Origin of the sequence: Mesorhizobium sp. M0074, from assembly GCF_040322975.1 — a bacterium.
Taxonomy (GTDB): Bacteria; Pseudomonadota; Alphaproteobacteria; order Rhizobiales; family Rhizobiaceae; genus Mesorhizobium.
In genome coordinates this window covers 108140-123551 of sequence record NZ_JAMYUM010000005.1, presented here as the reverse complement: position 1 = coordinate 123551, position 15412 = coordinate 108140, and the positions used below count along the sequence as shown (strand labels likewise).

The 15412-nt window shown below is 61.0% G+C and carries 11 protein-coding genes; 1 reads left to right on the top strand and 10 read right to left on the bottom strand.

Translation table 11 applies throughout. From position 1 onward, the window contains the following. Positions 1-54 precede the first annotated feature (54 nt). From NKJ73_RS08890 to NKJ73_RS08870, 5 genes are all read right to left on the bottom strand, one after another. Positions 55-2196 (bottom strand): beta-galactosidase, encoded by a 2142-nt coding sequence (locus NKJ73_RS08890; protein WP_352569057.1) that lies wholly within the window; start codon positions 2194-2196, stop codon positions 55-57. Positions 2197-2214: 18 nt separating this feature from the next. Then, positions 2215-3354: an ABC transporter ATP-binding protein gene (locus NKJ73_RS08885; protein ID WP_352455369.1), complete on the bottom strand. Its 1140-nt coding sequence runs from the start codon at positions 3352-3354 to the stop codon at positions 2215-2217. A 60-nt stretch (positions 3355-3414) separates the two neighbouring features. Continuing rightward, positions 3415-4266, bottom strand: coding sequence for a carbohydrate ABC transporter permease (locus NKJ73_RS08880; RefSeq protein WP_352452362.1), 852 nt, complete (start codon positions 4264-4266; stop codon positions 3415-3417). After that, complete coding sequence (locus NKJ73_RS08875) at positions 4266-5150, bottom strand: carbohydrate ABC transporter permease (protein WP_023677182.1); 885 nt, start codon at positions 5148-5150, stop codon at positions 4266-4268. Before NKJ73_RS08875 ends, NKJ73_RS08880 begins: the two co-directional genes overlap by 1 nt. Before the next feature lie 71 nt (positions 5151-5221). Further along, on the bottom strand, positions 5222-6487 hold the full coding sequence (locus NKJ73_RS08870) for an ABC transporter substrate-binding protein (RefSeq protein ID WP_352569055.1): 1266 nt from the start codon (positions 6485-6487) through the stop codon (positions 5222-5224). Positions 6488-6731: 244 nt separating this feature from the next. On the opposite strand from NKJ73_RS08870, the gene NKJ73_RS08865 reads away from it, so the two are divergent. After that, positions 6732-7934: an ROK family transcriptional regulator gene (locus NKJ73_RS08865; RefSeq protein ID WP_352569054.1), complete on the top strand. Its 1203-nt coding sequence runs from the start codon at positions 6732-6734 to the stop codon at positions 7932-7934. A gap of 26 nt (positions 7935-7960) precedes the next feature. On the opposite strand, the gene NKJ73_RS08860 is transcribed toward NKJ73_RS08865, so the two are convergent. The 5 genes from NKJ73_RS08860 to NKJ73_RS08840 form a co-directional block, all read right to left on the bottom strand. After that, a complete protein-coding gene (locus NKJ73_RS08860) occupies positions 7961-9331 on the bottom strand; it encodes an alpha-glucosidase/alpha-galactosidase (RefSeq protein ID WP_352569053.1) in 1371 nt (456 codons plus the stop codon). 21 nt (positions 9332-9352) lie between these two features. After that, entirely contained in the window at positions 9353-11020 is a 1668-nt protein-coding gene (locus NKJ73_RS08855; RefSeq protein ID WP_352569193.1) for an ABC transporter ATP-binding protein, read from the bottom strand. Positions 11021-11030: 10 nt separating this feature from the next. Next, positions 11031-12164, bottom strand: a complete 1134-nt coding sequence (locus NKJ73_RS08850; protein ID WP_352569052.1) for an ABC transporter permease — start codon at positions 12162-12164, stop codon at positions 11031-11033. Between the two features lies 1 nt (position 12165). Further along, positions 12166-13173 (bottom strand): ABC transporter permease, encoded by a 1008-nt coding sequence (locus tag NKJ73_RS08845; protein ID WP_352569051.1) that lies wholly within the window; start codon positions 13171-13173, stop codon positions 12166-12168. A gap of 112 nt (positions 13174-13285) precedes the next feature. After that, positions 13286-15370: an ABC transporter substrate-binding protein gene (locus NKJ73_RS08840; protein ID WP_352569049.1), complete on the bottom strand. Its 2085-nt coding sequence runs from the start codon at positions 15368-15370 to the stop codon at positions 13286-13288. Between the last annotated feature and the right edge of the window lie 42 nt (positions 15371-15412).

Sequence of the window (15412 nt, the reverse complement as noted above, 5' to 3'; positions counted from 1 at the left end):
ATTCCAGGATCAAAGAGTACTCAGGTTTCGTATGGCTAACGTCCGCGACAATGCTCAGATCAATTCGAGGACAGCGCAGCCATAGCCGTCCAGCGTCAACACTCCGGAGACAGGTCCTTCGCTATCGAGCAGGTTGCTGCCGAAGGGAACGCCGGTTACCGCAACGGGCGTGTCTTTGATGTTTTGCACGAACAGCAGCCGGCGTTCGTCATTCTCGCGCATCGTGACCTCGACGCCGTCCGGCAGATCCGGAACCAGAGGCTCCACATTCGCATCCACGAAAGTGCGCGTAGCGAGTTGAGCTGTCAGCTCCGGGGTTAGATAAGTGCCGACATAGAGCACACGGCCCTTGCCGACGGCGCGGGAGGTAATTGCGGGCGTTCCCGCCGCATAGCGGTTCGACCAAACCCCTACAATTTCGACTTCCGGTTCGACTGCGAGGTTCTCATAGAAATAACCGGCATCGAACTCGTGGTTTCCGACGGTGAAACGACGGATACGGCGGCTGGATTCGGCCGGTCTGTCGGGAGGAATGACGAGCCCGCCGGAGCGCGACATGGTATTGAACAGGCCATTGGCCCCGGGTGCCGCCAGCCGCCCGAAATCCTCGACGCGAACGCCGGTCAGCTTCGACAGCGACTGGCCCGGCGCTGTCTCGCGGATGACGTGGTTGTTTTCGTCGCGGGTTCCCGTGCGCGCGCCGATGATGACGGTACCGCCATTTTCGGCAAAGACTTGCAGCCGCTCGGTCCAGCTGTCCTTCCAGATCACCCAATGCGGCACGTAGAATACCTTGAGCTTCGACAGATCGTCTTCCGGGTGGATGAAGCCGCAGGCGATGCCGCGGTCATAGCAATACTGATGCAGCAAGATTGCATCATCCTGCGGACTTGGCAGGCCGATGGGGAAGGTCTTGTGGGCTTCCTGATTGTCGAAGTCCGAGCCGGCGATGCCGACATCCATCCGCACATGGGTGCCCAGGATCTTGTCTTTAAGCGCCGTCATCTCGGTGGCGAACTGCCTGGCTTCGTCATAGCGGCGGCGAGCGACATCATCGTGATCGATGATGCCCATCCAGTATATCTCGGCGCCGAAATGTGCGGGACGCCAGCGGAAGAACATGATCCCATCGGCGCCACGCGCAACCGACGACATCGCCATGCGTCGCATTTCGCCCGGCTCCGGCGTCAGCGTGCAGAAGCCCGGCTGGGCGCCAAAACCCGACTGTTGTTCCGGCACTATGTAGTTGCCGGAAAATCCCCTGCAGATGTCGAGATGCAGCGCCTGGATCTTGGCGTGGTTGCCTAGGCGAAAGAACTCGTCATAGAGGAACGGATAGATGTCGTAGCCGACGAAGTCGAGATCGGTAGAGAATTGGCCGCGAAAGTCGATGTCACGCAATCCGCCGAGATTGTGGAAAATGAACCAACTGGCATTCGCTTTTCTCAGGATCTCGACCTGGTCGTGCTGGAACCGTGCTGTCGAAAAGGCGAGAAAACGGTGGTAGTCCTGGAGGTGACCGGGACCGGGAAAGGACGGTGAGAATTCCAGCGGGAAGACAATTTCGCTGAAATCGCCGTAAGCCGTCGCCCAGAAATCGCCACCCCAGGCGAAGTTCAGCCTGTCTATCGTCTTGTAGGTTTCCTGGAGATAAGCCTGGAATTCCTTCAATGCCGACGGCGAATAGGATTCCGGCATGCTGGTGTTGAGTTCGTTGTCGGTCTGCCAGCCAATGACATTTGCGTTGTCGCGGTAGTGGTCCACCATCGCGTTGGTGATCTTGCGGCTATAGTCGCGAAACACCGGGCTGCTGGTGTCGGCATACTGGCGTGAGCCGTGGCTCATCGACCGGCCATTTCCATCACGCCGCAGGATTTCCGGATGTTTTGCCGTCAGCCAGCGCGGCGGAGTGGCGGTCGGCGTGCACAAGATCGTGTTGACGTCGTGACGCGCCAGGCCCTCGATTGCCCGGTCGAACAGGCTGAAATCGAAGATGCCTTCACGCGGTTCGAAAATGTGCCAGGCGAATTCGCCGAGGCGGGCGACGTTGAAGCCGGCCTCGGCCATGCGCCGGGCGTCGTTGTCCCAGTAACTCTCGTCCACATGTTCGGGGTAGTGCGGCGCGCCGACCAGAAAGCGGTCGGTCTGGATCGTGCGCCAGACCGACAGGGCGCGGCCTTTTGAAGTCTTGTTCACGAAGGATACTCCTGCAGGTCAGTCGGTGATGGTGGATTTGCGGGCACTGATTGTCCGCTCATCGACAGAGGAAAAGAGATAGACGTCACGCGGCTCGACCTTGAAGCCGACGGTCGCGTCGGCAGCGACGGCACTCGCATGGCCGATCTGGACGGTGACGTTGCCGCTGCCGCTTTCAGAACTGACGCATTGCAGCGGGCCCGCGTCGGCATAGAGGATGGTCTCGCGGCCGAGATGCTCGACCAGCCGTACCCGTCCGGCAAAACTCGCTGTCCCTTCCGCGGCCAAGCTGATGCTCTCCGGCCGAATCCCCATCGTCACCCTATCGCCGACCTGTACGGATGCCGCTTCCGTCAGTTCGACAGTCAAAGGAGAAAGGCCGGCGGTCGACAGCGTGGCGGCGCCGCCGGAGACAGCGGCGACGGTCACTTCGAAAAAATTCATTCGGGGTGCGCCGAGGAAGCCCGCGACGAAGAGATTGGCCGGATTGCGGTAGAGTTCGAGCGGAGCGCCCACCTGCTCGACCGAGCCGCGATTGAGCACGACGATACGGCTCGCCATTGTCATCGCCTCGGTCTGGTCGTGCGTGACATAGACCATGGTGGCGCCGAGCCTGGCGTGCAGATCGGAAAGCTCGACGCGCATCTGCGTGCGCAGCGCTGCGTCAAGGTTGGATAGCGGTTCGTCGAACAGGAACACGTCGGGCGAGCGGGTTATGGCACGGCCGATGGCCACACGCTGACGCTGGCCGCCGGAAAGCTGTTTCGGCCGCTTGTCGAGCTGGTCGGTAATGCGAAGGATCTTGGCGGCTCGCAGCACGGCGGCATCGATCTCGGCCTTGGGGCGATGCGCCATGCGCAGGCCGAAACCCATGTTCTCGGCGACCGTCATGTGCGGGTAAAGCGCATAGGACTGGAAGACCATGGCAATGCCGCGCTCACCCGGCTCGGTGGTGGTGACATCACGGCCGTTGATGAGAATTTCACCGGTCGAGACGGTTTCAAGCCCGGCGATGATCTTCAACAGCGTTGACTTGCCACAGCCGGACGGCCCGACGGTGACAATGAACTCGCCCTGTTCGACGCTGAGATCGATGCCGCGCAGCGCGTGGTAGCTGCCATAATTCTTTTGTATCTGCCGGAGTTCAAGACTGGTCATGGAGCCCTGCTTGCGAAATCAGTTTCGGATCGGGTGGGCGACGCCTTGAAGCCATGGCGCTCATCCCTTGACCGCTCCCATGGTGAGGCCGGTGATGAAGTGCTTCTGCATTAGGAAGAACATGGCAACCGGCGGCAAAGCCACGACGATGGTGCCAGCCGAGATCAGGTTCCAGGCCGAGACCCATTCGCCGCGCAGATTGGCGAGGCCGGCGGTGACCGGTTTGACGGTATCGCTGATGGTGAGCACGACCGCCCAAAAATAATCGTTCCAGATAAAGGTGAAGAGCAGGATGGCCAGCGCCGCGAGAGCCGGCCGCACCAATGGGACCACGACATGTACCAATGTCTGAAACGGCGTCGCGCCCTCGGCCCTGGCGGCCTGAAACAGTTCTCCCGGCAAGGCGGCGATGAAGTTGCGCATGAACAGTGTCGCAAACCCGGTCTGGAAGGCGATGTGGAAGATGATCAGGGCCGCCATCGTGTCGTAGAGGTTGAGCCGCACCATGAGATCGCGCACCGGGATCATCATGATCTGGTGCGGCAGGAAGTTTCCGCCGACGAACAGGGCGAAGACGAGCATGTTGCCGCGAAACCGGTAACGGGCGAGCACGAACCCAGCGAGCGTGCTCAAGATGAGAACGCCCATCACCGAGGGGATGGTGATCGTCAGGCTGTTGAGGAAGTAGCGGGCCATCGGCGTCTGGGTGAAGACCGCCGTGTAGTTGTCGACCAGGCCGAATTGGGTCGGCCAGCCCCACAGATTGCCGCCCATGACATCCTGCGTAGAGCGGAACGAGGTAAGAATGATGGCAAAGAGCGGCGCCAGCCAGACAATCAGGATGCCGACCACCAGCACGACATAGAGGCCACGCTGCCAAATAGCAGTCTCGGGAATCGGGCGGGGAAACATCAGCCGCCTCTTTCATCGGCGCGGATCATCCGCGTCAGGTACCAGGCGATGAAGACCGCCATGATCACGAACAGCACCGAGGCAATGGCCGCGCCATAGCCGAAGCGGTAGGAAAATATGGACTGCTCGAACATCTGATAGGCAAGCACCTCGGACGAACCGAAGGGGCCGCCGCTGGTCATCACCGAGACCATGTCGAAGGAACGCAGTGCGCCGACGACAGTGACGGCGATGGCGATAAAGGTGACCTGCGTCAGCTGCGGCAACACGATGTGGCGCAGCATGTTCCAGCCCCTGGCGCCGTCGACCCGCCCGGCGCCGATCAGGTCCTCGCTGAGATTGTTGAGGCCGGCGAGATAGAGCACCATGCAGAAGGCGATCTGCGGCCACAACGCTGCGATCACGACGGCGAAGGTGACGAAATTTTCATCCGACAGCACTGCCGGGGCGGTCGCGCCGAAGGTGCGGAAGATCAGGGCGAGAAGTCCGAATTCCGGCGTATAGACCCAGGTGAAGACCACGCCGACGGCAACCGAAGCCAGCACCAGCGGAATGAAGAACAGCGATTTGAGCAGGCGCATGCCGCGGATTTTCTGGTTGACGAGCAGCGCGATGGCGAGGCCGAGCGGCGGCGCCAGCATGAACATCACCAACCAGATCAGATTGTTCTTCAGCGAAACATAGAACTGCGGGTCGGCGAACAGTTCGCGGTAGTTGCCGAGGCCGATCCAGACCATCGGGCTGAAGCCGTCCCATTCGTGCAGGCTGATCCATAGGCTCTCGACCGCAGATGCCAGAATGACGACGGAAAACAGCACAGCGGCGGGCAGAATCAGAAGTGTCGGTGTCAGCCACCAGCGATGGCGGCGCCAAAGCTTCGTCATTTTGGGAGACCTCATTCACGGAAAGCATCGGGGAGCAGAGTACGAACCCCGCTCCCCTCCGCTGGGAGGCGCTAGATCTTGAAGATCCGGCGACGAGTTCCCTCGAGACGCTGAAGAATGGCATCCCGGCGCTCCGGCTTGGCCATGAATTCCTGGAAGCCGACCAGGCCGGCCTGGGCCATGTCGGGATCGGTATCGCGGTCGTAATATTGCGACGTGCCGGCCACCGTCTTCAGGCTTTCCACAGCCGCGTTGACCAGCGGGTCCTTGCTGGCCGGAAGGTCGTTGCGCGGCGGAACGTTGCCGCCGGGTTCCAGATAGGGGCCTGCCGGCTGGTAGAAGAACGCGAGGAACTCGCGGGCACCCGCCTTGTTCTTGGCGTTGGCCGGGATGTGGACCGAATTGACCGAGAATTCTTCGTAGCGGTCGAGGGCGCCGTCAATCTTCGGGAAAGGCGCGAATGTCAGCTGCTCGAGATCCTGCTCAGGGAAAGTAGCTTTCACGAAGGCGCCGAGGTTCATCATGCCGGCCTTCTTCTGGGCGAGGAAGGCGCCGGCCTCCTGCCAGCCGAACGACGTCTGATCCGGGGTGAAGAAACCCTGCTTGATAAGCTCTTCCCAGTGGTCGAAAACAGGCGTCAGCGCCGGGTCGGTGTAAGCCATCTTGCCGTTCATCAAGGCAAAGTGCTTGTCCAGACCATTGATCCGCAAGTTCATCTGGTCGAACCATCCGGCCGCCGGCCAGAGTTCCTTGGTGCCGATGCTGACGGGAATAAGGCCGGCAGCCTTGGACTTCTGGCCGTAAGCCAGGAATTCGTCCCAGGTCGCCGGCACCGTCAGTCCGTGCTCGGCAAAGACGTCCTTGCGATAGAACATGCCCCACATCGTGCCGCCAGTCGGCAGGCCATACTGCTTGCCGTCGACAGTGACGGCACCGGTCATGGCACCCAGCACGTCCTTGTACTTTTCCTTCTCGAACAGATCCGAAATGTCGTCGAACAGGCCGCGGGTGACGAAGGCGCGCATGCGGTTTCCGGAGAACCAGAAGCAGACATCCGGCGCCCCGGCGACAAGGTAGTTGCGGATCGCGGTCTTGTGGGCCTCGTGATCCATATTGTTGATCACAACCTTGGTGCCGGACTGCTTCTCGAAGTCGGCCGCAATGCGCCGCAAGATCCGCAGGGCATCGGCATTGTTTTCGTCTGAAATGATGGTGACTTCGCTCGACTGGCTGAGTGCCGGCATCGGGAAGCCCGCGAGGGCTCCAGCGGAAATGCCCCCAGCTCCCTTCAGGAAATTGCGCCGCGTCGACGGCTTTTCAATCCACTTGAACGTCATTGTTACTCCTCCCGTGTTGTCAATTTCTCTACTGGCACACCGGCCGGCGCGGTTGTTCTTCTCACCGGCACCGCTCACCTCCCGGGCAAGGGAATATGCTTGCCCGCTCCTTCAGAGCGCGGTGATATTGCTAACCGGATTAATTTCGCTGACCCCCGGTTCGGGTGTTGAACAGTCGGGCAAACTTATGCATACGTTTTCTCGAGAGGCAATAATTAATTTACAAAATTAAGAAAGCGGATCCGTGAAGCTCAAGGGTGACCCGAGCACGACTCGGGCGATGAACCGCAGACTGATCCTCAATCTCTTGCGGCAGGAAGGAGCGCGCAGCCGGGCCGACATAGCGTCAGTTACCGGCCTTAGTCCGGCAGCGGTCACCTTCGTCGTGGCCGACCTCATCGAGGATGGCCTGCTGATCGAAGGCAAGACAGTCGTGGGCTCGGCTGGGCGCCGCCCTATCCCGGTGGATATCAACTATGCCAACGGCCTTGCCATAGGTTTCAAGCTGATGGTCGGATCGGTCGAATGCGTGGTCACCGATCTTGCGACCAATCCGCTGGGCTCTCTGCGCGTCAAGCTCTCGGACAGCGATCCCGACCATATCATAGCGACCTTGGCCAAGGCGGTGCCGGAGCTGATTTCGATTGTCGATCGGCCCGCTGCCAAGCTTGCCGGGATCGGCATTTCAATGCCTGGCGTCATAGACAACCAGAAGGCTGTGTGTATCCGCAGCAATCGCTACAACTGGGACAACGTTCCCCTTGGCCCGATGCTGGCCGAACTGGTAGACGTCCCCGTGTGGCTTGAGGACGACACCAATGCCTATGCCATTGCCCAGCAACTCTTCGGCCTCGGACGCCAGCACCGCAATATGGCCGTGCTGGCGATCGGCGTCGGAATCGGCTGCGCGCTCGTCTTCGATGGCAAACTCTATCGCGGCGCGAACGGTGCCGCCGGCAAGTTCGGCCACAGCTCTTATGAGGAGAACGGCCGCCTTTGCGAGTGCGGAAAACGCGGCTGCTTGATGGCCTATTACGCCGAGCCGGCGATCCTGCGCACCTGGCGCGAAGCCACCGGGCACAACGAAACGGATAGCAAAGTCAGCCTTATGGCAGCCTTGGCAGACCGCGAACCGCGAGCCGTCGCCATTCTCGAAGAAGCCGGACATGGCATCGGCCGGCATCTCGCCAATCTTGTCAACATCACCGACCCGGAGGTCATTGTCGTCGGCGGTGAAGCCGTGTCGTTTGGCGATGCGCTGTTTGGCCCAATGCGGCTGACGCTTGGGAAAAATACCTTTCGCGCGGCACCACCAATGCTGCTGGACTGGGAGGACAATTCCTGGGCAAGGGGAGCGGCTGCTCTCGTAACGCAGAAACTCTTTGATTTCGAAACATCTGCCGGCAACGCCGCTCCGCTTTCAAAGCCGGCCCTATGGTCGGCATAGGTGAGTGAAACAGACAGCCCTGCGCCTCAGGCCGCCCGAACGCTGCGCGCTCCACGCGCCCAGGCCGGCAGCCAATCGCCATGCGCAACCAGCAAATCATCGACCAGCGACCATATCTGGTCGAGGTCGAGCTCGGCCGCCGTGTGCGGGTCCATCATCGCCGCGTGATAGATGTGCTCGCGGTTCTCGGTCATCAGCGCTTGGACCGTCAGCTCCTGGACGTTGATATTGGTGCGGATCAGCGCGGTGAGCTGCACCGGCAGGTCGCCAATGAACGTGGGTTGAATGCCGGAGGCGTCGACGAGGCATGGCACCTCGGCCGCGCAATTATACGGCAATGTCGTGATGCAGCCATTGTTGCGGACGTTGCCGTAGATCACCGACGGCTCGCCGGTCCAGACCGAGTTCATGATCGAGGACGCATATTCCTTCGACTGCTCCACTTCGATCTTGTCAGCCGAGCGATAGGCTTCCGCTTGCCCCTTCCAGCGTTCGATCTGCTCGATGCAGCGCTTCGGGTATTCGTCGAGCGGGATACCGAATTTCTCGATCAGATCCTCGCGCCCGTCCTTGATGAAATAGGGCGTGTATTCCGCGAAATGTTCGGAGCTCTCGGTGACGAAGTAACCGAGGCGCTTCAGCATCTCGTAGCGCACCTTGTTCGGGCAGCGCGGATTCCATCCAGGCTTCGGCGCCCGCCCTTCGCTGTAGGCGCGCAGCAGATCCGGATAGAGATTGCGGTAGGAGCCGTCCGGCTGGCGATGCTCGAACTTCAGGTAGAAGGCCATGTGATTGATGCCGGCCGAGCGGTAGCGAATCTCCTCGCAGGGAATGTCGAGATCATGCGCCAGCTCCATTGCCGTGCCTTGCACCGAATGGCAGAGGCCGACCTGCTTGATGTCGGGGTATTTCTCCGCGATCGCCCAGGTGTTGATCGCCATCGGGTTGACATATTGCAGCATGATCGCCTGCGGGCAGACCGCGAGCATGTCCTCGCAGATCTTCCAGAGATGCGGCACGGTTCTCAACCCTCGCATGATACCGCCGACACCGAGCGTATCGGCGATGGTCTGGCGCAGCCCGTATTTCTTCGGAATTTCGAAATCGGTCACCGTGCAGGGCTCGTAGCCGCCGATCTGGAAGGCGACGACGACGAAATCGGCGCCCGCCAGCGCCTTGCGCTGGTCCGAATAGGTTTCGGCTTTGGCCTTTACGCCAAGCGTCGAGATCAGCTTGCCGACGACGATTGCGCTTTCCTCGAGCCGTTGCGGATTGATGTCCATCAGCGCGATCGTCGCGCCGGATAAAGCCGGACGCTGCAATATGTCGCCGACGATGTTCCTCATGAACACCGTCGAGCCAGCTCCGATGAAAGCGACCTTGGGATTTCTTGCCACAACAACCTCCGGCATAAGCAATTAGGCTACCTCGAAAGCGGCTTTGACCAGCCGTTCGGTGTAAGCGGTCTTGGGATGGGACAGGACTTCGTCGACCGGCCCCTCTTCGACGATCTTGCCGTGCTGCATGACGATGACGCGGTGGCACAGCGCCCGCACGACCTTGAGGTCGTGCGAGATGAAGATGTAGCTCAGGCCCCGTTCGCGCTGCAGCTTGCGCAGCAATTCGATGATCTGCGCCTGGACCGAGAGATCCAGCGCCGATGTTGGCTCGTCGAGTACGATGAATTCCGGTTCGAGCGCGACGGCGCGGGCAATCGCAATACGCTGGCGCTGGCCGCCGGAAAACTCGTGCGGGAAGCGCGAGAGGATATCGCCGGGCATGCCGGCGCTGATCAGCGCCTCGCGCACCCGCTCGATCCGATCGTTCCTGGTGGCGCCCATGCGGTTGACGACCAGCCCTTCCTCGATGATCTGGCCGATCGTCATGCGCGGGTTGAGCGACGAGAACGGATCCTGGAAGACGACCTGCATGCGCGACCGCAACGGCCGCATCTGCGCGCGCGAACAGCCATGGATCGGCTGGCCATCGAAATAGATCTCGCCGCTGTCCGTGGTGTTGAGCCTGAGCAACGCCTCGCCGAAGGTGGTCTTGCCCGATCCGGATTCGCCAACGAGACCCAGCGTCTCGTGCCGCCGAAGGGTCAGGCTGAGGCTGTCGACGGCGACGAGTTCGCGCAGGTCCGGCCTCATGAACGTGCCATGCCGCAGCATGAAGGAGACGCGCACATTCCTAGCTTCAAGAATAACGTCGGCGCCTTCCGGCAACGGATTTGCCTGGCCGCGCGGCTCGGAGGCAAGCAGGTGACAGGTGTAGGGATGCTGCGGATTGGCGAACAGCTTCTCCGTCACATTGTGCTCGCGCATCTCCCCATGCTGCATGACGTAGACATAGTCGGAGAACTGCCGCACCACGGTCAGGTCGTGCGTGATCAGGATCACCGCCATGCGCAGTTTCTTCTGCAGGTTTCGGATGAGATTGAGGATCTGCGCCTGAACCGTGACGTCGAGCGCCGTCGTCGGCTCATCGGCGATCAGCACATCGGGATCGTTGGCCAGCGCCATGGCGATCATTACACGCTGGCGCTGACCGCCGGAAAGCTGGTGCGGGTATTGTTTCAGCCGCGCTTGGGGTTCAGGGATTTGCACCTGCTGCAGCAGCTCGAGCGCCCTTGCTTCGGCCTGCCTGCGGCTCATCTTGCGATGCACCCGTATCGCCTCGACGATCTGGCTGCCGATCGTGTAGATCGGGTTGAGCGAACTCATCGGCTCCTGAAAGATCATCGAGATGCGGTCGCCGCGCAGTTTGCGCCGCGCACGCTCGGAAAATTTCAGGATGTTCGCCCCGTTGTATTCGACAGTCGATTTCGGCGACACGACTGCGCGCTTCGACAACAGTCCCATGACGGTGCGCGCCGTCACCGACTTGCCCGATCCCGACTCGCCGACAATGGCGATCGTCTCGCCGCGATAGAGCTGGAACGAGATGTCCTTGACGGCTACGATCATGCCGTGTTCGACCTTGAAATCGACGGCGATGTTGCGGGCATCAATGACCGGGTTTTCCGAACGGCCGTCATGGTCGAGCCGGACAGGCGGTGCGAAGGATTTGACGAGCGCGTGTTGCATCATGTCATGCTCAATAAGGATCGACCGCATCGCGCAGTCCATCCCCAAGCGCGTTGAACGCGAAGACGGTGACAAGCACGAAGCCGACCGGCGAAAGGATCCAGGGATAAGTGCCGATGACCGAATAGGTCGCGGTGTCTTGCAGCATCAGGCCCCAGGAGATCAGCGGCGGCTTCACCGCGAAGCCGAGAAAACCGAGGAAGGATTCGAGCAGGACCACGCTGGGGATTGCCAACGTGACCGCAACGATCACGTGGCTCATCACGTTCGGAAAAATGTGTTGCATGATGATGCGGCCATCTGTGGCGCCGACCGCCATCGCCGCACGAACGTAGTCGATCCGCGCCAGTGCCAGGGTCTTGCCGCGCACTTCGCGCGACATCTGCGCCCAGCCGAGTGCCGACATGACAACAATCACGAAGGCCAGGAAAACATTCGTCGGCGCCGTCACCGGAACCAGCGAGGTCAGCGCCAGATAAAGCGGCAATTGCGGAAACGCGAGCACCAGTTCGACGAAGCGCTGGACCCAGACGTCGAATGTGCCGCCGAAATAGCCCGACACCATGCCGACCGTCGTGCCGATCACGGTGACGATGAAGACCACGGTCAATGCGATCATCAACGAGATGCGCGAACCATAGATCGCACGAGCCAGCACATCGCGACCGAATTTGTCGGTGCCAAGGAAGTGCACCGGCTGGCCGTCGGTCGAGCCGAAGAAGTGCCGGTTCGCGGGAAGCAGGCCGAGCAGTTTGTACTCCGCTCCCTTGACGAAGAAGCCGAGCAGCCGCGGATGGTCGTAGTCCGGCCCGACGACGGGTTGGAAGGTGACCGGGTCGAGGTCTTCCGAATCCGCCAGGGCATAGACGCGTGGCTGGAAGACGAAGTTGCCGTCCTTGTCATGGAAGCTCATCATCTGCGGCGGGGCGAAGCCGACATCGGTCACCTTGGGATCCATCGGTGCGAAGAAGTCGGCAAACACCGCCAGCAGCACCAGAAACGCGACCAGGATGAGCCCGGCCATGCCGGTCCAGGACCGTTTCAGGCGGCGCCAGACGAGTGCGATGTAACTCTCATTGCCGCGCGGCTTGATCTTGGCCGGTTCCTCGGCAAGTGGCGGCAGCGAGGGCTCGAAAGCAAGCATCTCAGGACCCTGCATATTGGCGCACACGCGGATCGAGCATGACGAGCAGCATGTCGGCGATGATGTTGCCGACGATCAGCGTCGCCGACAGCACCATCATGAATGTCGCCGTGACATAGACGTCGCCCACCGCCATCGAGCCAACGATCGCCGGGCCGACGGTCGGCAGAGCAAAGATGATCGCGGTCTCGATCTCGCCGGTCAGCATATAGGGCAGCACCACGCCCTGATACATGACCAGCGGATGCAGCGCATTGGGCACCGCATGGCGCATCACGACCGCACCGCCGCTAAGGCCCTTGGCGCGAGCGGTTTCGACATATTGCGCATTCAGCGTGTCGAGCAGATTGCCGCGCATCACCCGCATGTTGTAGGCGAGCCCGCCGAAGGTGGCGATGGCGACAACCGGCCAGACATGCCGGACGAGATCGACGAACTTCGCCCAGGACCACGGCGCCCCGCCAAATTGCGGCGAGAAGAAGCTGCCGATCTCGGAGACGTTGAACTGGAAGACCAGCAGATAGACGATGATCAGCGCCATCAGGAAGCGCGGCACCGTCATGCCGAGGAAGGAAATCGCTGACAGCGCACTGTCGATCCAGCTGTACTGCCTAGTCGCCGCCCATATGCCGAAGGTGATACCGAGGACCGAGGCCAGCAGATGGCACACCAGCGCCAGGAGCAGCGTGCGCGGCAGGCGCTCGCCCACCACATCGGCCACCGGCTTATTGTAATAGAGGCTGTAGCCGAAATCGCCGCGGGTGATGATGCCGCCGATCCAGTTGAGATACTGGACGGGCAGCGGCTTATCGAGACCGTGTTCTATCCGATAGGCCTTGGCCTGCGCGTCGGCCTCGGCGAATGAGGCCCCGCCCTGATTGATCAACTGCGAGCGGATGTAGTCGGCATAGTCGCCCGGCGGCGCCTGGATGATGGCGAAGGTGACCAGGCTCAGAATGGCGAGGACCGGGATCGCCGACGCTATGCGCGTGAGCAGGAATCGCAACATCGGTCGGTCCGCTTCCTTGTCTAGCCGGTCGCTCTCTTTGAGCGTACGGAGGTTTGCTTTGTCCGGCCGCGCCAACGGGGGCGGCCGGAGTTCTCAGTCAGGGGAGGTAAACCTAGTTCATCGGGCCCTTGTCTCCGGGCTTGCCGGGAAGCTCTTCGGGGAACAGCTCGTATTTGGCCTGCTTGTCGGCAGCGACAAAGACCCGCTCGCGGACAATCGAATCCTCGGCCCAGTTGAACATGAAGATCGGCGTGCCCTGCGGGATGTTGGAGAAGCGTTTGTTGATGATCAGCGCGCCGGGATATTCCGTCAGGCCGACATTGTAGACGTGCTCGGTCGAGATCTTCTGGAACTCTCTCATCAGGCTGGCGCGCTCGTCATTGTCCGCGGACGAGACAAATTTGTTGACGATGTCGACGAGGTCCTTCTCGAAAGGCATCATATCGACCTCGCCGTTTTCCGGCGCACGATGGTCCCAACTGGTTCGTGGACCGACCGGGGCCAGTTGATCGGTATTCTGGACGACGGAAGTCAGCTCCTGATCGTTGCGCCGTACCAGCCAGTCGAAGCGGCCGGAGTATTGCGAGGCATCGCGCTGGGTGCCGTTGAGTCCGTTGAGCACGATCCGAAGCCCTAGCTTTTCCATCTGGGCGACTACACCTTCGGCAAGGCTCTTGTCGGTAGTGTAGTCGTTGTTGACGAGCATCACGATCTCGACATTCTTGCCGCCGGCGGTACCTGCAGGAAAATTGACGAAGCCGTCGCCGTCCGTGTCTTTCAGGCCTGCCTTGGCGAGTTCCGCCTTGGCGCCTTCGAGATCGAAGGGGTAGTAGACCGTCGACTTCCGGTCGTAGAAGCTCGTGCCCGAGGATAAGCCGCCCGGATAGATGGCAGTGAACGGACCCTTGACCAGCGAGTCGCCGAGCGCCTTGCGGTTCAGCGCCATGGTGACGCCCTTGCGGAAATCCTCGTTGCGGTTCAGCTCGCGTATCGCCTGTCCGCGCTCGTCGGGGTTGCCCCAGCCATTGGCTGAGAAATTCATGCGCAGATTATAGCCGATCAGCCGCGCGCCGAACGCAAGCCGTGCCGGTGCGTCCTTTTGCGCCGCGCGCTTCAGCGAGGCAACGAAGTTCTCCGGCTGCTCCAGATTGGAGAAGTCGCCGGCTCCCGCGACGGCCTGAACGTCGCGGTCGGCCCAGGTCGACAATTTGTAGTGCAGTTCATTGAGATACGGCAGTTGGTTGCCCTTCTCGTCGACCTTCCAATAGTACGGATTGCGACGCATGACGATGATGTCGTCGGGGCGGTATGCCACCGGCACCCAGGCACCCATCACCGGCATGTTCATATATTCCGGCGGGAACGCGTTCTTGAACTGCTCGTAGGTGTTCTTCGAATATTTCGGATGCTGCGGCTTGAGGATATGCGACGGGCCCGGACAGAAGGTGCCGTAAGCCATGGCGTAAAGGTATTGTTTCGGAAAGGCGTCCTTGAACGTCCACTCGACGGTGTAGTCGTCGATTTTCTTCAACGTCGTGCCGACGCCGAAGGTCTCCTGCGTCGCGCCGTTCAGCGGCGACACATTGGGGTCGATCACCTCGTCGTCCCAATAGAACATCACATCGTCGGCGTTGAATGGAACGCCGTCCGACCATTTCGCGCCCTCGACCAGATGCATCGTCAGCGTGTGGCCGTCCTTGGACCAGTCCCAACTCCTGGCGAGGTTCGGCAGCGGCTCCGTGTCCTTGGCCTCGACCTGGAAAAGCGGCGCGGTGCGCGTCAGGCATTCGGAAAGGCCGATGTCGATGCCGCCCCAGCCTTGCGTCTGGCCGGCGCCATAATTCCAGCCTTCCGGCCGGCCGCCGATGACATGGCGCATCGTATCGCCGTAAACGCCGATGCCATCCGGCATGTTGCCGGTCTTGAAGACCAGCGGCTCCTTAGGCAAACGGTCCTTGACCGGCGGCAGCTTGCCCGCCTTGACGTATTTCTCGGTGACCCAATCCGGTTCGTGATATTCCGGCAGTGCCTTGAATTCCAGGATGGAGTCGCGCGCGACGTATTTGATCTTTCCCTCGGCGGGGAATTGCGCGGGCACCGGCGGCACGGTCGGCTCGGATGCATACGCGTTCAGCGCCGAGGCCGAGACGCTAAGCGCCAGCCCGGCGAGAATGCCAATGTTTCGAAAATTCCTCATCGTCTCTCCTCCCTGTTTGTTCAGGAGCGCGTTGACGCGCTC